A 23,934-nucleotide genomic window follows, 5' to 3' on the forward strand; every position below is an offset into this window, starting at 1 on the left:
TAAAATAAATCATCGTCACAACGAGGAGTTAACGCCTGAATTCGAAGAATTCATGACTCTTACGCATACTGTTTCATTATTTCGCTGAAGTTCGTTATGCTAACCATATATAAAGAAGGGAAGTGGCAAACATGTATCAAGTGAAAGACTTAGATTGGAACGGTTCATACGACACGATCGTCGTTGGAATCGGCGCTGCCGACACGATTGAGGAAGGTCTCGATTCATTATTCAATGGACGTGTCAAAGCATTGATTCAATCGGCGGATATTTCGACGAAAACGGGTGAAGTCTCCATCGTCCCGACGTTTGAAGGAACGGTCAAACGGATCCTATTCGTTGGTCTCGGGCAACGGAATGAGAACACAGTTGAAAACGTGCGGAATTGGTTCGGCAAAGTCGCTAAGCAAATCAAGGCTCGCGCTTTCACGGACGTCGCGGTCGCGCTCGACACGTTCGGACCGAACACGGCGAAACTGTTTGCTGAAGCATATGAGATGGCGACGTATGAGCATCCTACATACAAATCTGAGCCGAAACCGGCGAAACCGGACGTGACGATTACGTTGCTCGGGGCTGATGCAAAAGACGAGGCGCTAGCCGGTGCCGCTTACGGACGCGGTGTCAATGTCGCACGGTCGCTCACGATGATGCCGGCCAATATTTTGACTTCGGAAACACTTGCGGACTATGCCGTCGAATTGGCTGAACGTCATGGATTCAGCCATCGCATCTTGGAGAAGGAAGAGATGGAGGCGCTCGGGATGGGGGCACTGCTCGCCGTCAATCAAGGGTCGACCATCCCGCCAAAATTGATTGTCCTCGAATACCACGGTGCAGGTGATGCAGCGCCCGTCGCCGTCGTCGGGAAAGGCATCACGTTTGATACGGGCGGTTACTCGATCAAACCGAAAGACGGCATCGTTGGTATGAAAGGGGATATGGGTGGTGCAGCGACCGTGCTCGGTCTATTCGAGACGCTTGCGACGACGAAACCGAACGTGAACGTTCTCGGTGTCATCCCATCGACGGACAACATGATCTCGGGGGACGCATTCAAGCCGGACGATGTCATCACGGCGATGAACGGGAAGACGATTGAAGTGCTCAATACCGACGCAGAAGGTCGTCTCGTCCTCGCTGACGCCGTCACCTTTGCCAAGACGTATGAACCACAAGCGATTATCGATGTGGCCACGCTCACGGGTGGTGTACTCGTCGCACTCGGTACGGAGGTGACGGGTTGCCTGACGAACGATGCGTCGCTCTACGGCGCCTTAGAAGCTGCGAGCCGTGACACGAACGAACTCGTCTGGCAGATGCCATACTTCGATGTCTTCATCAACCAAGTACGTAAGTCGGAAGTCGCCGACTTAAACAACTCACCGGGCCGTTACGGCCATATGATTTTCGGCGGTGCGTTCGTCGGTGAGTTCGTCGGGGACACGCCTTGGCTCCATCTTGACATTGCAGGCACGAGCGAACGCTCGGCGGCGAATGACCTCGGACCAAAAGGACCGACTGGCGTCATGGTGCGCACACTCGCCTCGATGCTTGAAGGATGGAAACGTTGAAAATTGGATTTGTATTGATGGGTTTGGCCGTCGTCTCCGGTCTCGGATACACGGCTTGGCCAAGCCGTTGGTTGTTAGGGGTGACCGTCTTTTGCGCGGTACTCGGAGTATTGTTTTTGATGCAGGAGGGACGCCGTGGTCGGAGTAGGAATTGATGGCGCGCGCGGGGGCTGGGTACGAATCACGTACGATAGCATCTCGCTCTGTTTGACCATCTCAGAGAAGTTGGAAGATTTATTTATTGAAGGTGCTGTGCATTTTGTCGATATGCCGAAAGACTTAGGGTCGATCGACAAGCCGGATCGGACATGTGACGCGTGGATGCGGTCAAGACTAAAAGAGCGGAAGTCGTCCGTTTTCACACCGCCGATTCAAGACGTGCTCATGGAAGCGTCTTATGCCGAGGCGAACGCGAAGAGTCGTGAACTGGTCGGAAAAGGGATCAGTAAACAAGCGTGGAATCTCGTGCCACGGATTCGTGAGTTTCAAACGGTCACGGAGGCGGACGTCTATGAGTCGCATCCGGAAGTGTGCTTCGCTGTCATGACGGGGAACGAGGCGCGTTTCAGCAAGAAGACCGAAGCGGGAGAGCTCGAACGGATCGAGTTGTTGCGTCGCTATTCGAAAAGCTCGCCTTGGAAGTGGAAGATGTCGAACGTACAAGTCGATGATATTATCGACGCGTGTATGTTGGCCGTTGCTGCTTATGAGGCAGGAACGACAGGGATGGAGACGCATCCGGACCAAACTGAAGGTGTGCCGTTCGTGGCGGTACCGAAGACAAAAGAGCGATGACGCGTCATCGCTCTTTTGGTGTCGTCGGCCCGAGGACGAATCTCCACATATAATGAAACACTTGGGCGTTATAGAGTGCCTTGAGCAACACGGCCAAGACTGGTCCTAAGATGAAGCCGAGCACCCCGAACAGTTGTAACCCTACAAAAATCGAGATGAGGGCGGCGAGCGGATCGAGCCCGATATGGGACCCAACGATTTTCGGCTCGGCCAAGTTACGTTGGACGATGACGACGACATATAAGATGATGAGCCCGATGGCGAGAAACCAGTCACCGTTCACGGCAGCATAAGCGGCCCATGGCAATAGCAACGTTCCGACGCCGAGGTACGGCAACAAGTCGAAGATGGCCGCTAGCAGAGCGAATGAGAACGGGTTGTCGACCCGTAGAATCAGCATCCCGATCAGAACGATCCCGAACGTGATGGAGATGAGCGTCAACTGGGCCCGGACGTAGCCGAACAGCGCCGAGCGCAAATTGGTCATGACGAGTTCGAATTCCTTGAAACCTTTTCGTTCGTTCAAACGCGCAATGGAACGCATGTAGACGTTCCAATCTTTCGTGATGAAGAACCAGGCGAGTACGATGACGATGAATAAGAGTAAGACGAGCGGTAAGGCACTGAGAATGTCTTGCAACAACCCGGCGATTCCTCGCGACAAAACGCCGATCGCAGCCCCAAGTTGGACGCCAATCTCGGTAATTCCACCTTCGAGCGAGTTCGTCTGACCCGGATTGAGCCGCTGGACACTGTCATACGCATCGTTGACGAACGGAGCGATTTTCTCGTTGAACATGCGCTGTATGTATTCGGTGAACGTCTCGATTTGGGCGGGGAGTTTCTCGGCGGCAATCGTCAAGTAACGAATGAGTTGAGTCACGACGATAGCAATCACACCGCTGACGACACTCATGACGATCAATAAGGATGCTAACGTCCCGAGAGCCCGGGGTAATTTGGTCTGACGCTCGAACCAATTGACGAGCGGGACCGTCAACAAGGATAACAAGAAAGCGAACACGAAAGGATACGTATACGTAAAGAGGACGCTCAGTCCCCAAATAACGAAGACGAGCCCGATAATGACGAGCAGGAAACGAAGTAACTGCCACAGTCTGGCTGGCGACACAACACATAGCCCCTTTCCTAACGATTGGATTGAGCATAGTATACCACGTGACTGGTAAATATAGAGGATGGATAGGTGATGGAACATGAAGGAATTACAACGGCGAATCGATCGGATGATCATTCATTTAGGCGGTTATTGGCGGCCACTGTCGGGGTTGGCCCGGCTGTTGGAAGAAGTGGGCGAAGTCGGAGGGGCGCTCTATGCGAACGATCGAGTGGCCCTGCGAGAAGAACTGATGGACGTCTTCGTCATATCGACATGTCTGGCAAACCAATATGCCATTACCCTCACGAATCAAACGGCAGCCCAAAGCGAGGCGAGAGAGGACCGGGTTTACTATCGGCTCGTGCGCGAAGCGGGGGAAGTCGGGCGCATCTTAAACGCCTACGAAGGAGATAAAAAGTTGAAGGCGTCCGCGACGCCCGGCTCGTTGCAACGACATATCGAAGCCGTCCAACGCGCAACAATAGAGCTTGCCGACATGAACGGATTTGACCTGTTCGCGGAAATCTTCTCGCTGATTGAAGACAAGTCGTCCCGAGACTTTGGACGCTTTGACCATACCCCGGACCCGATTACGGAAGAATCGGTTCGCACGTACCTTATGTACATGGACGGGCGGTACTGGGGTGGAATCGAGGCTAAACCTTTCGAAGCAGTGAGCCGATATAGAGAACGGGAAGGGCACTTGACTCGTTTTTTAAAAATCGCCGAAGTCGAGGGACTCGATGGGTTTGTCATTCGACAACCTAAGCCGGCCTTCCACATTGGACGCTCAGCCGAGACGGACTTGCAACTTCCGGCCCATTTTACTGTCGAGATTGAGCAGCATGGTGTCGATACGTTTTGGGTTGTGCGAAAACAAAGGTAAAATCATTCCCCTTTTTTGTAAAAAGCATTCATCATTTTTTAAAATATTTACTTTTTTAATAAAAACAATATGCTACTATGAAGGTGTTGTCAGTCGCAATGTCTGTGTAAAGAAAGGGATATTTTGGATGAATATGAAGCTTTTTAAACTTGTCCTCATCATGATCATATTGGTGTCATCTATTCAAATAAACGTTGCAGTAGCAGCTACGAGAGAAGGCGAAACGACGGTAAACCTGAACGTGAGATCCGCACCGAGTACGAGCGGAAAATTAATAAAAACGTTAAAAAAAGGAACTAAAGTAAAATATGAAATTTATAACAAAACGTGGAGTAAAATATATTTAGATAATCGAACTTACTATGCCGCGGCCCAGTATATCAAACCGACATCTGCTAGTTCCTCTTCGGTGACGAAGCAAGCGACGACGTCGACAGGTGTGACAACGGTCAATTTGAATATCCGAATGTCGGCCTATAGCAAGGCGAAGATTTATCGGACGCTAAAAAAAGGTACGACGGTTCAATACGCCGTCCATAACTCGTCTTGGGCGAAAGTATACGTGGATGGTAAGACATACTACGCCGCTAAAACGTATATTGCCCCGAAAGTCACAACGTCAGCACCGAGTGTAGTGAAAGAGAACGGTTATGCCAATCGAGAATTAAAGTTGTACGGATATCGCAATCAACGATCGACTGCCCTTAAAGTATTACCTGCGAAATCGGCGGTCGTCTCGAGCAAATATAACTCGAGCTGGTCGGTCGTTTATATCGGAAGCAAGACATATTATGCACCAACGGCCTTTATCACGGCCGGTGCGATTAAACCGACCGTGGTGAAAGAGGACGGTCATGCGAACCGCGAATTAAAATTATATGGTTATCGCAGTCAACGATCGACTGCCCTCAAAGTATTACCCGCGAAATCGGCGGTCGTCTCGAGTAAATATAACTCGAGCTGGTCGGTCGTTTATATCGGGAGCAAGACATATTATGCACCAACGGCCTTTATCACGGCCGGTGCGTTCAAACCGACCGTGGTGAAAGAGGACGGTCATGCGAACCGCGAATTAAAATTATATGGTTATCGCAGTCAACAATCGACTGCCCTCAAAGTATTACCCGCGAAATCGGCGGTCGTCTCGAGCAAATATAACTCGAGCTGGTCGGTCGTTTATATCGGGAGCAAGACGTATTATGCACCAACGGCCTTTATCAGTCCAGGCGCTCCGGCGGTAACGCCGCCACCGGCGACGAAGCCGCCAGTCATCCAAAAAGTTCAAGGATATGCGAACCGGAATGCCAACCTCTATAAAAAGACGATTCAATCATCACCGGTCGCCCGTGTGTTACCGAAGTATACGGCTGTGACGTATAGCAAATATAACTCGAGTTGGTCAGTCGTCTATATCGGATCGGACACGTTCTATACCCCGACTTCATGGCTAACGGCCGGGAAGGCTCCGGCCGCCCCTGCGGCCACGCCAAAAGGAAAAGTGTATACGAACACGCCGGGTGACGTGTTGAACGTCCGGGCGAGCGCCTCTGCGAGCTCTACAGTTCTCGGCAGACTCGCCCATGGCACCCAAGTCGACCATTACGGTTCTACGAACGGCTTCTATAAAATCAAGTACAATGGACGCGATGGCTATATCTCGACGGCTTACGCGATGACGGTCAAGCCTAGCGCGACGAGCAACGCCATCATCGTCCTCGATGCGGGCCATGGAGGCGGTGACCCGGGAGCGGTGAATGGATCGCTCTATGAGAAGACAATCGTCCTCGACGTGACGAAACGAGTCGAGGCGTACCTCCGTTCGAAGTATGACTACCAAGTCCGGTTGACGCGCTCGACGGACGTCTACTTGACGCTTGACCAACGCGTTCAAACTGCGAAAACACTTCGCGGCAACTTGTTCGTCAGTTTGCATACGAACGCTGCGACGACGCCGTACGCCAAGGGTGTTGAGACGTTCTACTCGTCATCATCTGCTCATAGCGCGAAGAGCCGTGTTCTCGCGACGAACATTCAGTCCAATTTGATGGGTAAGATGTCAGGGATGACGAACCGTGGTGTCAAGACGGCAAACTATTATGTCATTCGTTATAATACGATGCCATCGGCTCTCGTCGAACTCGGTTTTATTTCCTCGCCTCAAGACCTTACGCATTTACGGAGCAATGCCTCACGTCAACGGATGGCGGAAGGCGTTGCCGAAGGAATCGCAACATACGTACGTGCCTATCATTAATGCTCATCTGATATGAAAATGCCCCGACTCGGGAAGAGAGTCGGGGCATTTTGCGTTTATAGATCGTCGAAGCCGTTGGCGTCGGTGACTTTTGCGTACGAACGCGATTTTTGTTCGAAGAAGTCGGATTTTGTGGCATTCAATGAATCGTCTGAATAGGCACGGATCCACGGCATGACGTCTTCATTGAACCCTTCATACAGATCATTCAAGCCGATGACGCGGAGACGTTTGTTAGCGAGGTACTTGACGTAGTCCCGCATCTCGCTGACGTCGAGCCCGTCGAGGTCACGAAGGACGTATTCGCACCATTCGACTTCGAGGTCGACGGCTTCCGCCATCGTGTCATAGACGAACTGACTGAAGCGACCGTCGGCGTCAATCTCCGGGTTTTCCGTCAACACGGCCCGGAGCAACTGGCTGACGAAATAGGAGTGTTGCATCTCGTCGCGCTGAATATAGCTGATCATCGTCGACGTTCCGACCATCTTCTGGTGACGCGCCAAGTTGTAGAAGTAGGCGAATCCGGAATAGAAGTTGATCCCTTCGAGGATAATCGAGGCGACGAGCGACTTGGCGAACGTCTCGGCCGTCTGGTCGGCGCGGAAGTCCTCATATAAGTCTAAAATGAATTGGTTCCGTTTCATGACCATCTCGTCGTCTTTGGCGATATCGAAGATGCGATTTTGTTCGCTCAGCGGCACAAGACTTGAAAGGACGTAACTATAAGATTGGTTATGGACGACCTCTTGCTGAGCGATGACAGCAAGCACGGCATGCACCGATGAGTCCGATGAGAACATCGATGACTCAAGGATATAGCGCGTCTGCACCGAGTCGAGAATCGACAACAACCCGATGATCCGTTTAAAGGCGTCTTGTTCCCGCTCGCTCAATTGCGGCCATTGCTGCATGTCTTTGGACATCGAAATCTCATCCGGAATCCAAAAGTTCGAGAGCAACTGTTTATAGATGGTATAAAACTGTGGGTAGGCGATGTCGTTCCAATTGACGATAGAACTCGTCTCGCCCCCGATAATAGCGGTCGCCCGGTTAGGATGTTTGGGCGACAGTAGTTTGATCTTTTGAATGGTCATGGACATATACTCCTTCTTCGGTGTTTCTTGCCAACCGCTCGGCCCAATGTCGGACGTTGTACGGTTGATTGCGCGGCGACTGTTCGATTTTCAACGTCTCACCGGCGAGGGGAATCCCGTATTTTGAAAGGTGGTAGGCCATCTCATCGACCGCACGACAGAAGTGGACGAACATCTTGTCGCCCGTCCCGAACACGGCGGCTTGGCGAAGCGGCACATTGAGCTCTTTTAAGACGAGGCGGAACGTGTCTTTCATCTCGTCCGGCAAGACGCCGTCTGCCCACGTGTATGACCCGAAATAGACGAGATCATATGAGGCGAGTGATTGGGCTTCGCGATGGCCGATGCGGTCCGCTTCATACAAGACGACGCGGTCGCTCCGCTTGACGTGGGTCGCTTGAATCAACTCGGCGACCTCTTCTGTATTCCCGCTCATCGAACTATAGACGATTGCGACGTTCATGGTCGTTCCCACCTTTCTATTACGTGACGTTATGAGGCACATGATTCACATTCGTCGACTTCAACGGTCGTTGAACGTGTGTAGTAAATGGATTTCATTCCGAGTGACCACGCCTCAAGGTGCATCGCCAACATTTCGGTCGCCTTCACGTCGTTTTTGACGTATAGGTTGAAGCTGATTGCTTGGTCGATGTGACGCTGACGGGCCGCGTTTTGACGGATGCTCCAGAGCTGGTCGACTTCGAATGCTGATTTATAGAACCAATTCGTCTCCGGATTGAGGTCTGGGACCGTGACCGGGATCTTATAGTTTTTCTTCTCTTCCGAATAGACCTTCTTATAGATTGGATCAATCGAGGCGGTGCTGCCGGCGATAATGGCCGTCGACGAGTTCGGTGCGACCGCCATCATGTAGGCGTTACGGACACCGTTCTGATTCACTTTGGCAGCCAGTCCATCCCAATCGAGATCGTCGTGTGAGCGATAGTTACGGCGTTTGAAGTACTCACCGGTATGCCACTCCGATCCTTCGAACACGCCGAACGCGCCTTTTTCTTTGGCCAGTTCCATTGACGCTTGAATCGTGAGGTAAGCGATCTTCTCATACAGCTTCTCCGCATACTGGACGGCATCGACCGATTCCCAACGGATCCCTTCTAGGGCGAGCAAGTGATGCCAACCGAACGTTCCGAGTCCGACGGCACGGTATTTTTGGTTCGTGATCATCGCTTGCGGTACTTCAATCGTGTTCAAGTCGATGACGTTGTCGAGCATCCGCATTTGAATCGGGATGAGTCGTTCGAGCACATCTGACTTCACGGCCCGGGCGAGGGCGATTGAGCTCAAGTTACAGACGACGAAGTCGCCAGGCGTTTTCGTGATCACGATTTTTCCGTCCGCTGTGTACTCTTCATCGATGGTTGTCGGTGACATGTTTTGCGCGATCTCTGAACAGAGGTTCGAGCTGTAAATCATGCCGGCGTGCTTGTTTGGGTTGGCGCGGTTCACGGCGTCACGGAAGAACATGTATGGTGTTCCTGTCTCGAGCTGTGAGCGCATGTATCGTTTGACGAGGTCGATGGCTGGTACCGTTACGCGCGAGAGTTCAGGTGTATTGACGCACGCCATGTATTTCTCGGTGAACGAACCGCCGTTTTCCGTCTCATCATAGAAGTCTTCTAGGCTGAAGCCCATGACCGTACGAATCTCGTGCGGGTCGAACAAATGCCAATCGCCGCGGGCTTCGACCGTACGCATGAACAAATCAGGCAAACAGACGCCCGTGAACAAGTCATGGGTCCGGAGGCGCTCATCCCCGTTGTTCAATTTCGCATCGAGGAATTCGAAGATATCCTTATGCCAAATGTCGAGGTAGACGGCAATCGAACCTTGGCGCATACCGAGCTGGTCGACCGAGACGGCCGTGTTGTTCAATTGCTTCATCCAAGGAAGCGCACCGCTCGAGACGCCTTTAAAGCCTTTGATGTCGCTGCCGCGTGAACGAATTTTGCCGAGATAGACGCCGATTCCGCCGCCGCCTTTCGAGAGCGTGGCCACGTCTGTGTTCGAGTCGTAGATGCCGCGGAGCGAATCGTCGACCGTATCGATGAAACATGAGCTGAGCTGGCCATAAGATTTCCCGGCGTTCGAGAGTGTCGGTGTTGCCACTGTCATATAGAGGTTCGATAGTGCCCAGTACGCCTCTTCGACGAGTTTTACACGTTGATCGGCTTTCTCGTTTTGCATGAGCGTCATGGCGATGACCATAAACCGCTCTTGCGGCAACTCGTACAAGTTTTTGACGTGGTCGCGACCGAGGTAACGGTCCGATAACGTCCGCAGACCGATATAGGTGAACATACGGTCACGTGACGGGTCAATCAACGTCTCCAAGTAGGCGATGTCTTCTTTCGAGTACGTATCGAGTAATGCTGATGTGAAAATGCCTTTTGTCGTGAGCATCTCAATCATTGGATAGAGCGCGCCATAACGCATCGAGGCGTCATAGCCACGGTTACGGGCCGCTTCTAAATAGAGGCGGTTTAAGTACATTTCTGTGGCGACGAACGTCCAGTCCGGCTCTTCGGCCTTCAACATGTCAAGGGCGTGCATCGTCAAGAGCTCATATACTACATCTTGTGTCAGTGTCTTTCCTTCGAGCGCCCGAACGGCTCGTTCTTCGTATCGTTCGACACTAAGCTGTGGGTAGCGTTGTTTTAATGATTGGATCAATGTCGAGACGTCAGTAAGCGTCGGCGTAGCAGCCAACATCGTCTCGTGATGGATAGGGGATGTCAAAACGATCACTCCTTCTTCGGATGTAGATATTATAAAGGTATAGCGGAACTTGTCCGATTCGACGTCAATGATGGATGAACGTGATAAATATCCGTTAACTATATATTGACGTTTTCTTGTCTTTTTAATCATAAATCACCTATATTTAGTTTTGCAATCTTGACATTCGGCAAACTGTCGACGCCTAGATTACTTTTACTCAAAAACGGCGCTATCACCCGATTTGAGATGAGATATGAGATAGAAAAAAATTAAATTGACGTTCATATGAAAAGGCATGCAAGTTTATGTAAGCGGTCAATCATGAACCAGATGTTAAAATAAACGAGAATATCATTACATTTTGACGCATCTGTCAGGAAATTAATCATCTGGTCGACCACTATATATAGGGACGACTATTTTTTAAAAAGGAAGGAAATTTGAGCGCTCACTAGCATCGAACTGAAAAGTGATGTAGATTGAGGGAGTACGATCTGAAATCAAGGTAAAAAGAAGGGTTTAACAAATGAGAGCAGAAGACTTATTATTAGCATGGGACCCACTCGGTTACGGGCTTGGGTCGTATGGACCAGAGTTTGATGATATCGCCTTGGCGCTCATTCACATCGACACAATCGATGAGTTGGATGAAGCGGTTCGCCGGATTTTGACAGACGCGTTCGGCGACTGTCCAAGTGAATCGGAAACACGGGCCATGGCGGAACGACTACTCGCGTCTTCAGAAGCTTGTCAATTATAAGGGGGAACCACGATGTTACGTATCGATCCAACACCGAATCCAAATGCAATGAAAATCACACTTCCTGAGAACGTCTTTGGCGCGAAAAGCCAAAGCGTGAAAGCCGGAGAAGAGACGGACCAACCGCTCCTCGCGAAACTCGTCGCCATCGAAGGCGTGGAGAGCGTGTTCGCTTATGGCGATTTCGTCACGGTATCAAAAGAGAACGGCGTCAGCTGGGAAGCGATCTTGCCGCACGTCGAAACAGCTTACCGCGGATGAACCCGCTCGTTACGATCGTCATTCCGGTCTACTCACGGGAGACGGAATTGACGGAACTGCTCGAAAGTCTGGTCGTCCAGACGTTCGGGTCGTTCGAAGTACTTGTGATCAATAATGACGGGCCGCCAAAACAGCACCTTTTGGCGCCTTTTTTGAATCGATTATCGATTCGCTATATCGAGCTCGGCGAGAATCATCACGTCAAAGCCCGCAACCGCGGCGTAGAGGAAGCGAAAGGCGACTATATCCTGTTGCTCGACGATGATGATTTGCTCATGCCGACCCATATCGAACAAGCGCTCGAGGACATCCGTTCGGCCGACCTCGTCTTCACGGATGCGGAACTGTTCCGCTTCACGTGGGAAGATGGACGCCGGCGCGTCACTGACTGGGAGGCGTTCGCCTACGACCTCGATTTGAATCGACTTCGCCAAGACTCGACGTTCATCCCGTCCGGTACGCTGTATCGAAAACGGCTTCACGACGACATCGGTCCGTTCGATGAAGCCGTCTATAATTATTGGGATTGGGACTTCATTTTACGCGTCAGCGAAGTCGGGACGATTCGTCATCCGGCCCGTGCGACGGTGCTCTATGCATTCAACGGTACGGACAACCTGTCGGCCAAACAAGACGAGACGCGTCGTCGCTACTTTGATCGGTTCTGTCACAAGCACGGCCTCGTCGATATGGAGATGAAAAACTTCCATATCGTCCAAGCCGAGCGGCGGGACTATGTGAGACAGACAGAAAGAACGTTCACAGGGGCGTTCCCCGGTAGAACGGAAGGAGAATAACTATGTACACATCAAAAGAACTAGAACTGCTCGAGCTGCTCGAAGAGAAAGGTTACCTCGAGACGAAACTGTTGGCGAACTTGCTCGCGACCGACGAGGCAACCGTCGAGGCGATGCTCGAGAAGTTCAAAGCCGACGGGATTTTGCTCGGTTTCCGAGCGATGGTCAACTGGCAAAAAATCAACCGGCATGACGTCACGGCGTTCATCGACGTCAAAGTCACTCCGAAACGGGGGCGCGGTTTCGATGAGGTCGCGGAGCGGATATATCGCTTCCCGGAAGTGACGGCGCTCTATTTGATGTCTGGGGCTTACGACCTGCAAGTCGTTATCCGGGCGCACTCACTCCAAGACGTCGCATCGTTCGTCTCGGATAAGTTGTCACCGCTCGACTCGGTCGTCTCGACGACGACGCACTTCAAGTTGAAGACGTATAAGCATGATGGTATTTTATTCACCCCACAAGTCGAAGACAAACGGTTGAATATTACGCCATGAAGTCACTGTCCCAACAAGTCGTCTCAATGAAACCGTCCGGCATCCGCCGCTTCTTTGATTTGGCGCAAACGATGGAAAACGTCGTCTCTCTCGGGGTGGGAGAGCCGGATTTCATCACGCCGTGGAATGTACGCGAAGCGAGCTATGCGGCGCTCGAGCAAGGCTATACGGCCTATAGCGCCAACGCAGGACTCCTCGAGTTGCGACAAGAAATCGCGAGTTATATGACGGACCGTTTTGGGGCAACGTATGACCCCGCGACAGAACTGATTGTCACGACGGGAGCGTCGCAGGCGCTCGATATCGCGTTCCGAGCACTGCTCAACCCAGGTGACGAAGTCATCGTTGTCGAACCGGCGTTCGTCTCGTACGGTCCGCTGATCGAACTCGCCGGCGGGACGGTCGTCCCGGTCGCCTGTCGTCCGGAGAACGGGTTCCGTTTGAACCGGGACGACGTCGAGGCGGCAATCACGGAGCGCACGAAAGCGATGCTCCTCTGCTTCCCGTCAAACCCGACCGGAGCGACGATGACGGGTGAAGAACTCACCGAGATCGCGGAACTCGCGACGAAACATGATCTTTGGGTCGTCAGCGATGAGATTTATGCCGAGTTGTCGTATGATGAGCCGTTCACGAGTTTCGCGACGCTCCACGATATGCGCGAGCGGACGATCGTCGTCAACGGGTTCTCGAAGGCGTTCGCGATGACAGGCTGGCGGCTCGGTTTCACATGTGCGCCGGAAGTCGTGACGCGAGAGATGCTCAAAGTTCATCAGTACGGCATGATGTGTGCCCCGACGCTCGTTCAGTTCGGTGGTCTCGAGGCACTGAAGAGCCGTGACCAGCATGTACCGAAGATGGTGAAGAGCTATCGGCAGCGCCGTAACTACTTCATCCAGGCCCTCAATGACGCCGGGTTACCGACGCACGTACCGGGTGGGGCGTTCTACGCCTTTCCATCGATTCGCCATACCGGATTGACGAGCGAAGAGTTCGCCGAGCGTCTCTTGCTCGAGGAGCGGGTCGCGGTCGTACCAGGCAACGCGTTCGGCGCGAGCGGTGAAGGGTTTGTCCGAGCCAGCTACGCGACGTCGGTCGAGCAATTACAAGAAGCGATTCGTCGCATCGATCGGTTCATGAAACAGTTCGAAGTGACGACCACAATGACAGACTCTCAGCGATGAGGGTCTGTTTTACGTTTTAGTGGTATAATAGATGGGAAAAGACGAGCGAGGTGAGGCCGTTGGAACGAGTAGATTTTATAGCAATCGGATGTGGGCCCTACAATCTCGGGTTGATGGCGCTCGGCGAATCGACGAGATTGACGGGAGTTTGCTTTGAGGAGCGGGCCGACTTCAATTGGCATGAAGGGATGTTGCTCGAAGCAGCCACGATGCAGACGCATTATTTATATGACCTTGTGACGCTCGCTGACCCGACAAGCCGTCACAGTTATGTGAACTACTTGAAACAGAACGGCCGCTTGCAGACGTGTTTGAATCGCTCGAGAGCGGCAAACTCGGGGAAGAGATTTTCAGTGTGTCGTATGTCGACTATTTCAATCGACTGCCATATATGGAACGTGAGCACCTAGGGAAGGCTTTTGAGCGGTTTCGCAACGGCGTCAACCCGGAGACGCTCCGTGCGATTTACGGGTCGCTATATCATCGGACGGCGGACGGATCGGACCAAGCGACGAACTTGTACACGCAAATTGAAATCGAACGCGTCTCCCATTCTTCGAATTATCTTGTCGAAGGGACTCACCAGCATACCGGAGAATCGTTTATGAACGAGTATGATCCGTCGTGGCGGCGACCGGATATCATCCGCGCATCCCGGCATGGGTCGACCGGGTTGAGATCGAGTGGGAGGCGGAAAATCAGTGGCGCGTCAACGATCGCTATCAAATCGCGACGCAGACCGCATTGGCCGGTAGTCTGTTCACCCACACGAACTTAGAACATTCGCACGGTCCGGCGGCAACGAATTTGGGGATGGCGGTATATCGGAACGCGATCATGTTGAATGAAATGGTGGGAGAAACGATGTTTGATGTCGCCGCGCAACAACCGTTCACGAGTTTTTGAACAAAAAAAGGGCTAGGCCTAAGCCTAGCGGAATCAGGGGGGAATACTTGAAGTCTTGCTTGATTTGTATTTACCCGACCGGTCGACTTTGAAACACGAAAATAATCCCAAATAATCTTTTTTACTAATTTGTACACTTTATCGAAAAAAGTATGTTATAGTAAGTTGATGAATTTAGCATAGGAGTGTTTGTAATGGCAAAATACGAAAAAGATCAAGTTTTAAAAGGTAAAGTAACAGGAATCCAACCTTTCGGTGCGTTCGTCGCACTCGACGACGAGACTCAAGGTCTTGTCCACATCTCTGAAATCTCACACGACTACGTGAAAGACGTGAACGAGTACGTTCAAGTCGGTCAAGAAGTTGAAGTGAAAATTCTTGATGTTGATGAAGCATCTAAGAAAATCAAGCTTTCAATGAAAGCGACACAAGAAGCTCCAAAACGCGAGAAGTCGGCTAAGCCAGCTCGTCGTGGCGCACCACGCCGCAACGAAGCTTCAAACTTCAAGCAAGAAGAAGCTCCAGGATTCACTGTCCTCAAGGACAAACTCGAAGACTGGATCAAAAACACGAACTTCAAGAAGTAAGTGATTGAGACGATCTGCCTTGTGCAGGTCGTCTTTTTTTTGTACAGGAGATGTCCTCATCGTTCTCGAACTGTACAGAAAAGGAGTGAGGACCATGAGAATCGGAATCATCGGTACAGGCGGGATTGCCAAGACCGCCCATATCCCGCAATACATCGCGGCAGGGGCTGACGTCGTCGCCGTCATGAATCGGACCCGGGAGCGCGGGGAAGCGGTGGCTGAACAGTTTGGAATCGAACGGGTGTACGAGACGGTCGAAGAGATGCTCGTCACAGAACAACTCGATGCGGTCAGTGTGTGTACGCCGAACGCGCTCCATAAAGAACAAGTCATCGCCGCGCTCGAGGCAGGCTGTCACGTCCTCTGTGAGAAGCCACCGGCCATCTCGGCCCGTGAAGCGAACGAGATGCTCATAGCGGCCCGGAAGGCAGAACGAACCCTTCATTACGGGTTTCATTACCGGCACCGGTCGGACACACAATTATTAAAACGTATGATCGATGGCGGTGAACTCGGGCACGTCTATGCGGCCACCGCGCTCGCCCTCCGCCGTCGCGGCATCCCAGGGTGGGGCGTATTCACCGATAAGGAGCTGCAAGGAGGCGGTGCACTGCTCGATATCGGGGTACATATGCTCGACCTGGCGCTCTATTTGATGGACTATCCGAAACCGGTCGACGTGGTCGGTCACGTCGGTCAATATCTTGGAACGCGATCCGGTGTCGGGCTGATGGGCGACTGGGACGCGGACGCGTTCTCGGTCGAAGACACGGCCCGGGCGATGGTCACGTTCGACAACGGGGCATCCTTGTTCTTAGACGCGAGTTTCATGGCCAACGTCGAGGCGGCGGACACGATGCGGGTCGAACTGCGAGGAACGGAGGGCGGGGCGTCGCTGTTCCCACTCGTCATCCATACGGAAGAGCACGGTGCGTTGTTCGATAAATCACCGGCCCATCTCGCGCTCGAAGACCCGTATACGAGACAGATTCGAACGTTCCTCGAGGCGTGCCGTCAGGAGCCGTCGTACCGGCAAGCAGAACAGGCGGTGACGCTCCATACGATCATCGACCGTATTTACACTCAGGGCTGATTGCTTTTCAATCATAAAAAACAGGGTATATAGTGTAGGTGTTACATATTTTCGAAGGAGGATGAATCATGCACAACTTTGAATACAAGAACCCGACGAAACTCATTTTCGGGACGCATCAGATTGAAAAACTCGCAGGCGAGTTGAAGGCGCTCGACGCCAAGAAAGTGATGCTCGTCTATGGAGGCGGGAGCATCAAGAAGAACGGCACGTACGATGAAGTCGTGACGGAACTGAATAACGCCTCAATCGACTTCGTCGACTTCTCAGGTGTTGAACCGAACCCACGCATCGAGACAGTACGTCGCGCGGTCAAGCAAGCACGCGAAGAAAACATCGATGCGTTGCTCGCGGTCGGTGGCGGTTCGGTCATCGATTGTACGAAACTCATCTCGGCGGCCATCCCGTACGAAGGGGATGCATGGGACATCGTTCTCCGCGACCATATTCCGACAGAAGCGATCCCGTTTGGTACAGTGCTCACGCTCGCGGCGACAGGTTCAGAGATGAACTCAGGATCGGTCATCACAAACTGGGAGACACAAGAGAAGTACGGTTGGGGCCATCCGCTCGTCTATCCGACGTTCTCAATCCTTGATCCGCGTTACACGGTATCGGTACCAAAAGATCAAACAATCTACGGTATCGTCGACATGATGAGTCACTGTTTCGAACAATACTTCCACCCGAACCATGCACCGGTCCAAGAGCGCATGACCGAAGGCGTCTTGAAAGCGGTCGTCGAATCGGCACCGAAGCTCGTCAATGATTTAGAGAACGTCGACTTGCGTGCCATCATCTTGTTCTCAGGTACGATCGCCTTGAACGGTGTGCTGCAAATGGGTGCTTCAGGTGACTGGGCGTCACATAACATTGAGCATGCGGTATCGGCTGTCCATGACATTCCGCACGCAGGAGGGCTCGCCATTCTGTTCCCACGCTGGATGGAGCATGTGCTCGATGAAGACAATGCGGCACGTTTCGCCCGCCTCGGAACAGAAGTGTTCAATGTTGAACCGGCCGACACGGATTTGGAGACGGCGAAGCGTACAATCGCAGCCGTGCGCGCCTTCTTCGATGAGCTTGGTGCACCAAGCTCGCTCCGTGACTATGACATCGACGAGTCGACATTCGACGCCATCCTTGATTCTGCTATGAAACGTGGTGCGTTCGGTCGCTTCCGTACGCTCGAACGTGAAGACGTGGCGGCCATTCTTGAGTTGAGCAAATAAGGCGATTTGATGCCTATTTTGCAATAATGATTGAACGAATCCGACGTTTCCGTTTATGATGGGTCATGTATGGCTCTTCAAGGAGCGATTTAAAGGAGGAAATGACATGTCAACAGTACGTTTCGATTATTCAAACGCCCTGTCTTTCGTCGGGGAACATGAAGTCGATCAATTGCAAGAAACCGTGAAAGCAATGCATTCGGTCATCCATGACCGTAGCGGGGCAGGTAGCGATTTCCTTGGGTGGGTCGACCTTCCAACAAACTATGATACGGATGAGTTTGCCCGCATCAAAGCGGCCGCGGAACGAATCCGCGAGAACTCGGACGTCCTCGTCGTCGTCGGAATCGGTGGATCATACCTCGGCGCACGCGCGGCAATCGAGATGCTTCAACATTCATTCTTCAACGTATTGTCAAAAGAAGAGCGCAACGCGCCACAAGTCTTCTTCGCTGGTCACAACATCTCGTCTACTTATTTGACAGAGTTGCTCCACGTGCTCGAAGGCAAAGACGTCTCGGTCAACGTCATCTCGAAATCGGGAACGACGACAGAGCCGGCGATCGCGTTCCGTGTCTTGAAACAGTTCATGGAAGACAAATATGGTCAAGACGGTGCTCGTGAGCGCATTTATGCGACGACAGACCGTGCTCGTGGCGCCTTGAAGACGCTCGCGGATGCAGAAGGTTACGAAACGTTCGTCATCCCGGATGACGTCGGAGGCCGTTTCTCGGTCCTCACACCGGTCGGACTCCTTCCGATTGCGGCGGCAGGCATCGATATTGACGCTCTCATGGAAGGTGCACGCGACGCACAAGACGCGTATTCGTCACCAGAGCTCTCTGAGAACGAGGCGTACCAATATGCGGTCGTCCGTAACGCCTTGTATGCAAAAGGCAAGTCGATCGAGTTGCTCGTCAACTACGAGCCGGCCCTTCACTACGTGTCAGAGTGGTGGAAACAGCTTTACGGCGAGTCGGAAGGAAAAGACAACAAAGGGATTTTCCCGGCGGCAGTCGACTTCTCGACCGACCTCCACTCGATGGGGCAATACATCCAGGAAGGTCGTCGTGACTTGTTCGAGACGGTCATCCGTGTCACGAACGTCCGTCATACGATGAACGTGCCAGAAGACGCACAAGACCTCGATGGCTTGAACTTCCTTGCCGGCGAAACGATTCAATTCGTGAACGACAAGGCAGCCGAAGGAACACTCCTCGCCCACACGGACGGAGAAGTCCCGAACCTCGTCGTCGAATTGCCGGATATGACGCCGTACCACCTCGGTTACTTGTTCTACTTCTTCGAGAAGGCATGCGCGATGAGCGGATACATTCTCGGGGTGAACCCGTTCAATCAACCAGGTGTGGAAGCGTACAAAGCGAACATGTTCGCGTTGCTTGGAAAACCAGGTTACGAAGAGCAAAAAGCTGAGCTTGAAAAGCGTTTGAACCAGTAATTTCGAGTAGGTCCGCTCCGGCGGGCCTATTTTTTTGTTTGAAACTGGAGGAAGACAAGGTAAAGTGAGAGTAGACAGGGGAAGGAAAGGGATGGACTATGTTGACATTCACAGACTACTATCACAATAAAGTCGAGTTGAGCTTTGCGCACTATCCATTTTCGGATACGCCGCTCCACGTCTGGGTCGTCGCCCGCTACGAGAATCAATGGGTGCTGACGAAGCATAAACAACGCGGACTCGAGTTCCCGGGCGGAAAAGTTGAGCCTGGCGAGCATGAGGACGATGCCGCGATTCGGGAAGTGTATGAAGAGACGGGCGGTGTCGTGAAGACGCTGCATTATCTCGGACAATACCGCGTGCTCGGACGCGGGGACACGGTCATTAAAAATATTTATTTTGCTGAGATTGAGCGCTTTGACGATCATCCGGCAGTCGATGAGACCGACGGAGCCGTCTTGATGGCGGAGTTGCCAACGAATTTGCTCCGGAACAACCGGTACAGCTTCATGATGAAGGACCGGGTGCTCCCGGAAACGATGAAGGTGCTCCATGAAAAACGCTTGGTTTGACAAGGTCGAGGTCCTGCCGCCGTATGCCGGCTATCCGATTCACCGAGGCTGGTATGCGACGCGCGACGGTGAGGACGTCGTTGCCTATACAATCACGCCGAAACGGCCAAACGGGCACGTCTTGTTTTATTTGCGTGGTGGGACCGGACGAATCGGGGACGTGCGTTTGCCCCGGTTGATGCAGTTTGCGGCCAGAGGCTTCCACGTCGTGGCTCCCGTCTATCGGGGTAACCATGGCGGAAGCGGGAAAGAGGACTTCGGCGGGGCGGACTTAGAGGACGTCTTGTCCCTCTATGACCGCGTCCGTCGAACGGATACGTTTATTCATGCCCTTGGTTTCTCGCGCGGGGGCATGATGGCGTTATCGCTCGCTGCGGAACGGCCGCTCACGTCCGTCACATCATGGGCGGGTGTCACCAATCTCGAGTGGACGTATGAAGAACAGCGCTCGATGCGGAAAATGCTCCGTCGCATGACCGGGGGGGACCCGGAAGCGGCGCGTGCGGCTTATGTGGAGCGTTCGCCTCTCTACAAAGACTGGGAGGCCCCGACATTATTGATTCACGGGACAGACGACGAGCAAGTGCGACTTCGTCATGCGACAGCCGTGGCCGAACGAATGGGGGAGCGGGCCGAGCTTTGGGTCGTTCCGTTCGCCCATCAACTCCCGTTTTGGGAAAAGTGGAAGACGACCGAAGAGGCAATGGATTGGATGTTAGCCATCGCACAAAAAAATGACTAGTGCCTGCTCGGGCGCTAGTCATTTTTTATTAGACGATGATTGGACCGGCCGCAACGACCGCCTCACTCGTTTTGGTGAATCGCTTAAAGTTGTCTTGGAACTTACGGGCGAGCGCTGCCGCCTCGGCGTCATAACGGGCCCCGTCTTTCCATGTACCACGCGGATCAAGCACGTCCGCTGGCACTCCGTCGATGTGGCGTGGAATCTCGACGTTGAAGATGTCGTGGCGCGTCGTCTCGACGTCACGTAGTTTTCCGTTGACGGCAGCGTTCACCATCGCCCGTGTATAGGCGAGTTTCATCCGTGAGCCTTCCCCGTATGCTCCGCCAGTCCAACCCGTATTGACGAGATAGACGTCGACGTCATGTTTCTCGATCAACGTACCGAGCATATCGGCATATCGTTCCGGCGCGAGTGGCAAGAACGGTGAACCGAAGCATGTCGAGAACGTCGCTTGTGGTTCAGTGACACCGCGCTCCGTACCGGCGAGCTTCGATGTATAACCCGATAAGAAGTGATACATCGCCTGCTCCTTCGTCAATTTGCTGATTGGAGGCAACACCCCGTATGCGTCAGCCGTCAAGAAGACGATCGTGTTCGGATGCCCGGCCCGTGAAGGAAGCATCGCATTATCGATGAATTGAATCGGATAGGCGGCCCGTGTGTTTTCGGTGAGCGAGATGTTCTTGTAGTCCGGCGCGCGAGACTCGTCTAAAACGACGTTCTCAATCAACGAGCCGAATCGGATGGCATCATAGATTTGTGGCTCGTTCTCACGCGACAAGTTGATTGTCTTCGCGTAGCAACCGCCTTCGATATTGAAGACGCCGTCTGGAGACCAGCCGTGTTCGTCGTCGCCGATCAAATGTCGCTCTGTATCGGCCGATAACGTCGTCTTTCCGGTACCAGATAGTCCGAAGAAGAGAGCCGTCTCACCGGCGTCCGATACGTTCGCCGAGCAGTGCATCGATAAGACATGCTGCTCTGGTAACAGGAAGTTCATGACCGAGAAAATCGACTTCTTAATTTCGCCGCCGTATTCTGTTCCCCCGATCAGAATGGTCCGCTTGGCGAATGAGACGAGAATGAACGTTTCTGAGTTCGTCCCGTCGACGACCGGGTCGGCCTTATAGCTCGGTGCATAGATGACCGTGAACGGCTCGAAGGCACCTTGTGTCGGCCATTCGCGCAAGAACAATTGTTTCGCGAACAAGTTGTGCCATGCGTATTCCGTGATGGCCCGGACCGGAAGCGTGTAATGCTCGTCTGCCCCGGCAGACGCCTCGAGATAATAAAGTTTTTCTTTCGTCTCGAGATGTGTGAGCACTTTATCGAGTAGTGCGGTGAACTTCTCTTCCGCGATCGGTTGGTTGACCGGACCCCAGTCCACTAAATGATTGCTGACTTCATCTTGCACGACGAATTTGTCTTTCGGTGACCGTCCTGTGAATTTACCTGTACTGACCGATAAAGCCCCGTCTTTCGTCAGTACGCCTTCCCCGTTGCGAATGGCTTCTTCCACCAGTTCTGGAACCGTTAAGTTCCGCTTCATGTCGGCACCTTTAATTAATTCTTCGATTTTCAGGAGCGTTGTCGCCATCCTGAATCCCACCTTTCCCCTAAATAGATGTGGATGAAATCCGCATACTTCCGCGTTTAATTAGTATGACGTTTTTTATTATATGTGACATACTAATCAAAAACAAGCATTTTTTACCCCTTAAAGTAAGCGCTTTCTTACATTGTCATTCTAACATATTCTGTACCAGGTCATAGTACAAAAACAAAAACCGTCAAAAAAATGTTTGATATTTCACAAACATAACTAATGGACGTACATGAAAAGTTTGACGAATTCGGTCGATACGCTTGACAGAACGGGGTGTCATTTATATGATGGTCTTCGTAACGGATACTCTTATTCTGAGCGGTGGAGGGAACAAGGCCCTACGAAGCCCAGCAACCGTCCGATTTGTCATTGTTATTCGGAAAAGGTGCTATCCTGAAGCGAAGCGCAAGCTTCGAACGATAAGAGGGTAAGGAAGAACGATTCAACCTTTCCCATTGAACATGGCGAAAGGTTTTTTTCATTACCGTCCCAAAGCAACGCGTAAGGGGAACGAGTACCGTCCACACATCACCCTTATTATAGGAGGTTTTTCGAAATGGCAAACTTGAACCGTCGACTTTTCACTTCGGAGTCCGTCACGGAAGGACATCCGGATAAAATTTGTGACCAAATCTCAGATGCGATTTTGGATGCAATTTTAGCTGAAGATCCAAACGCCCGCGTTGCGGCTGAGACATCTGTCACAACAGGTCTCGTGCTCGTAGCGGGTGAGATCACAACATCAACTTACGTGGATATCCCGAAAGTTGTTCGTGAAACAGTTCGTGAGATCGGCTACACACGTGCGAAATATGGTTTCGATGCAGAGACTTGTGCGGTCCTCACATCGATTGACGAGCAATCAGTAGACATCGCCCAAGGTGTCGACCAAGCGCTCGAAGCTCGTGAAGGACACATGACTGAAGAAGAAATCGATGCGATCGGTGCTGGTGACCAAGGTCTCATGTTCGGTTACGCAACAAAAGAGACACCTGAACTCATGCCGCTCCCGATTTCACTCGCTCACAAATTGTCGCGCCGTTTGGCAGAAGTTCGTAAAAACGGAACGCTCGCTTACCTTCGCCCTGATGGGAAGACACAAGTAACAGTCGAATACGACGAAGCGAACAACCCGGTTCGCATCGACACGATCGTCATCTCGACACAACACGCCGAAGACATCACGCTCGAGCAAATCCAAGCTGATTTGAAAGAGCACGTCATCGATGCGGTCATCCCGGCTGAACTCATCGACGCAGACACGAAATACTTCATCAACCCGACTGGCCGCTTCGTTATCGGTGGACCACAAGGGGATGCAGGCCTTACAGGACGTAAAATCATCGTCGATACGTACGGTGGTTACGCTCGCCATGGCGGCGGTGCGTTCTCTGGTAAAGATCCAACCAAAGTTGACCGTTCAGCGGCATATGCAGCTCGTTACGTAGCCAAAAACCTCGTTGCAGCGGGACTTGCTGATAAAGCAGAAGTACAACTCGCTTACGCGATCGGCGTTGCCCACCCGGTATCGATTGCGGTCGACACGTTCGGCACAGGTAAATTGAGCGAGACTGAGCTCGTCGAACTCGTTCGCGAGAACTTCGACCTTCGTCCGGCCGGCATCATCAAGATGCTCGACCTTCGTCGCCCAATCTACAAGCAAACAGCAGCTTACGGCCACTTCGGTCGTACGGACGTTGAACTCCCATGGGAGCAAACGGACAAAGCGGCAGTGCTTGAAGAAGGCGCGAAACGCTTCGCATAAGA

24 protein-coding genes, 1 pseudogene and 1 riboswitch are annotated in these 23,934 nt (G+C 52.3%); of the genes and pseudogenes, 20 read left to right on the top strand and 5 right to left on the bottom strand.

The annotated features are described in order from the left end of the window. The first annotated feature begins 131 nt into the window (after positions 1-131). Genes EVJ33_RS10785 through EVJ33_RS10790 form a run of 3 tightly spaced genes read left to right on the top strand, consistent with a single transcriptional unit; the run spans position 132 to position 2,369 of the window. On the top strand, positions 132-1,574 hold the full coding sequence (locus EVJ33_RS10785) for a leucyl aminopeptidase (protein ID WP_131437018.1): 1,443 nt from the start codon (positions 132-134) through the stop codon (positions 1,572-1,574). After that, positions 1,571-1,729: a hypothetical protein gene (locus EVJ33_RS15445; RefSeq protein WP_161566932.1), complete on the top strand. Its 159-nt coding sequence runs from the start codon at positions 1,571-1,573 to the stop codon at positions 1,727-1,729. Before EVJ33_RS10785 ends, EVJ33_RS15445 begins: the two co-directional genes overlap by 4 nt. Further along, entirely contained in the window at positions 1,710-2,369 is a 660-nt protein-coding gene (locus tag EVJ33_RS10790) for a DUF429 domain-containing protein (protein WP_131437020.1), read from the top strand. The genes EVJ33_RS15445 and EVJ33_RS10790 overlap by 20 nt, the downstream gene beginning before the upstream one ends. Before the next feature lie 4 nt (positions 2,370-2,373). Here EVJ33_RS10790 and ytvI read toward each other — a convergent pair whose 3' ends face one another. Beyond that, positions 2,374-3,501 carry a sporulation integral membrane protein YtvI gene (gene ytvI, locus EVJ33_RS10795; RefSeq protein WP_131437022.1) on the bottom strand — a complete coding sequence of 376 codons (1,128 nt, stop codon included), beginning with the start codon at positions 3,499-3,501 and terminating at the stop codon, positions 2,374-2,376. A gap of 85 nt (positions 3,502-3,586) precedes the next feature. Between ytvI and EVJ33_RS10800 the strand changes: the two genes are divergently transcribed. After that, a complete protein-coding gene (locus EVJ33_RS10800; protein ID WP_131437024.1) occupies positions 3,587-4,375 on the top strand; it encodes a MazG nucleotide pyrophosphohydrolase domain-containing protein in 789 nt (262 codons plus the stop codon). A 160-nt stretch (positions 4,376-4,535) separates the two neighbouring features. Further along, positions 4,536-6,629: an N-acetylmuramoyl-L-alanine amidase gene (locus tag EVJ33_RS10805; RefSeq protein WP_483297312.1), complete on the top strand. Its 2,094-nt coding sequence runs from the start codon at positions 4,536-4,538 to the stop codon at positions 6,627-6,629. Positions 6,630-6,685: 56 nt separating this feature from the next. Here the strand turns inward: EVJ33_RS10805 and EVJ33_RS10810 are convergent, their stop codons facing one another. The 3 genes from EVJ33_RS10810 to EVJ33_RS10820 are packed head-to-tail and all read right to left on the bottom strand — an operon-like array spanning position 6,686 to position 10,486. Then, entirely contained in the window at positions 6,686-7,726 is a 1,041-nt protein-coding gene (locus tag EVJ33_RS10810; RefSeq protein ID WP_131437028.1) for a ribonucleotide-diphosphate reductase subunit beta, read from the bottom strand. Continuing rightward, positions 7,683-8,189, bottom strand: a complete 507-nt coding sequence (locus tag EVJ33_RS10815) for a flavodoxin domain-containing protein (protein ID WP_131437030.1) — start codon at positions 8,187-8,189, stop codon at positions 7,683-7,685. Before EVJ33_RS10815 ends, EVJ33_RS10810 begins: the two co-directional genes overlap by 44 nt. 29 nt (positions 8,190-8,218) lie before the next feature. Then, positions 8,219-10,486, bottom strand: coding sequence for a ribonucleoside-diphosphate reductase subunit alpha (locus EVJ33_RS10820; protein ID WP_269088567.1), 2,268 nt, complete (start codon positions 10,484-10,486; stop codon positions 8,219-8,221). Positions 10,487-10,994: 508 nt separating this feature from the next. On the opposite strand from EVJ33_RS10820, the gene EVJ33_RS10825 reads away from it, so the two are divergent. From EVJ33_RS10825 to EVJ33_RS10885, 14 genes and pseudogenes are all read left to right on the top strand, one after another. Continuing rightward, complete coding sequence (locus EVJ33_RS10825) at positions 10,995-11,228, top strand: DUF1871 family protein (RefSeq protein ID WP_131437034.1); 234 nt, start codon at positions 10,995-10,997, stop codon at positions 11,226-11,228. A gap of 12 nt (positions 11,229-11,240) precedes the next feature. Further along, the gene (locus EVJ33_RS10830) at positions 11,241-11,489 is read left to right on the top strand and encodes a NifU N-terminal domain-containing protein (RefSeq protein WP_034778343.1); all 249 of its coding nucleotides are present in this window, start codon (positions 11,241-11,243) and stop codon (positions 11,487-11,489) included. After that, positions 11,486-12,286 (top strand): glycosyltransferase family 2 protein, encoded by an 801-nt coding sequence (locus EVJ33_RS10835; protein ID WP_131437036.1) that lies wholly within the window; start codon positions 11,486-11,488, stop codon positions 12,284-12,286. Before EVJ33_RS10830 ends, EVJ33_RS10835 begins: the two co-directional genes overlap by 4 nt. A 2-nt stretch (positions 12,287-12,288) precedes the next feature. Beyond that, the gene (locus EVJ33_RS10840) at positions 12,289-12,783 is read left to right on the top strand and encodes an Lrp/AsnC family transcriptional regulator (RefSeq protein ID WP_131437038.1); all 495 of its coding nucleotides are present in this window, start codon (positions 12,289-12,291) and stop codon (positions 12,781-12,783) included. Continuing rightward, a complete protein-coding gene (locus EVJ33_RS10845; RefSeq protein WP_131437040.1) occupies positions 12,780-13,967 on the top strand; it encodes an aminotransferase in 1,188 nt (395 codons plus the stop codon). The genes EVJ33_RS10840 and EVJ33_RS10845 overlap by 4 nt, the downstream gene beginning before the upstream one ends. Before the next feature lie 59 nt (positions 13,968-14,026). Then, complete coding sequence (locus EVJ33_RS10850) at positions 14,027-14,377, top strand: SidA/IucD/PvdA family monooxygenase (protein ID WP_161566934.1); 351 nt, start codon at positions 14,027-14,029, stop codon at positions 14,375-14,377. Beyond that, positions 14,323-14,526, top strand: a pseudogene (locus EVJ33_RS15750) (SidA/IucD/PvdA family monooxygenase); the annotation flags it as partial. The gene EVJ33_RS10850 and the pseudogene EVJ33_RS15750, both read left to right, overlap by 55 nt. A 65-nt stretch (positions 14,527-14,591) precedes the next feature. Further along, the gene (locus EVJ33_RS15640) at positions 14,592-14,873 is read left to right on the top strand and encodes a hypothetical protein (protein WP_236634603.1); all 282 of its coding nucleotides are present in this window, start codon (positions 14,592-14,594) and stop codon (positions 14,871-14,873) included. A 194-nt stretch (positions 14,874-15,067) separates the two neighbouring features. After that, positions 15,068-15,460, top strand: coding sequence for a S1 domain-containing post-transcriptional regulator GSP13 (gene yugI / locus EVJ33_RS10860; protein ID WP_016509788.1), 393 nt, complete (start codon positions 15,068-15,070; stop codon positions 15,458-15,460). A 94-nt stretch (positions 15,461-15,554) separates the two neighbouring features. Further along, positions 15,555-16,553 (top strand): Gfo/Idh/MocA family protein, encoded by a 999-nt coding sequence (locus EVJ33_RS10865; RefSeq protein WP_131437046.1) that lies wholly within the window; start codon positions 15,555-15,557, stop codon positions 16,551-16,553. Positions 16,554-16,621: 68 nt separating this feature from the next. Further along, positions 16,622-17,785 carry an iron-containing alcohol dehydrogenase gene (locus EVJ33_RS10870; RefSeq protein ID WP_131437048.1) on the top strand — a complete coding sequence of 388 codons (1,164 nt, stop codon included), beginning with the start codon at positions 16,622-16,624 and terminating at the stop codon, positions 17,783-17,785. 106 nt (positions 17,786-17,891) lie between these two features. Then, the gene (locus EVJ33_RS10875) at positions 17,892-19,244 is read left to right on the top strand and encodes a glucose-6-phosphate isomerase (RefSeq protein WP_131437050.1); all 1,353 of its coding nucleotides are present in this window, start codon (positions 17,892-17,894) and stop codon (positions 19,242-19,244) included. A gap of 98 nt (positions 19,245-19,342) precedes the next feature. Beyond that, positions 19,343-19,816 carry an RNA deprotection pyrophosphohydrolase gene (gene ytkD, locus EVJ33_RS10880; RefSeq protein WP_131437052.1) on the top strand — a complete coding sequence of 158 codons (474 nt, stop codon included), beginning with the start codon at positions 19,343-19,345 and terminating at the stop codon, positions 19,814-19,816. After that, positions 19,797-20,558: an alpha/beta hydrolase family protein gene (locus EVJ33_RS10885; protein WP_131437054.1), complete on the top strand. Its 762-nt coding sequence runs from the start codon at positions 19,797-19,799 to the stop codon at positions 20,556-20,558. The genes ytkD and EVJ33_RS10885 overlap by 20 nt, the downstream gene beginning before the upstream one ends. 28 nt (positions 20,559-20,586) lie before the next feature. On the opposite strand, the gene pckA is transcribed toward EVJ33_RS10885, so the two are convergent. After that, positions 20,587-22,158, bottom strand: a complete 1,572-nt coding sequence (gene pckA, locus EVJ33_RS10890) for a phosphoenolpyruvate carboxykinase (ATP) (RefSeq protein WP_131437056.1) — start codon at positions 22,156-22,158, stop codon at positions 20,587-20,589. A 315-nt stretch (positions 22,159-22,473) separates the two neighbouring features. Further along, a riboswitch (SAM riboswitch) is annotated at positions 22,474-22,593 on the top strand. 130 nt (positions 22,594-22,723) lie between these two features. On the opposite strand from pckA, the gene metK reads away from it, so the two are divergent. Beyond that, the gene (gene metK / locus EVJ33_RS10895) at positions 22,724-23,932 is read left to right on the top strand and encodes a methionine adenosyltransferase (RefSeq protein WP_131437058.1); all 1,209 of its coding nucleotides are present in this window, start codon (positions 22,724-22,726) and stop codon (positions 23,930-23,932) included. Positions 23,933-23,934: the final 2 nt, after the last annotated feature.

It is taken from the genome of Exiguobacterium sp. SL-10 (assembly GCF_004337025.1).
Lineage (GTDB): Bacteria > Bacillota > Bacilli > Exiguobacteriales > Exiguobacteriaceae > Exiguobacterium.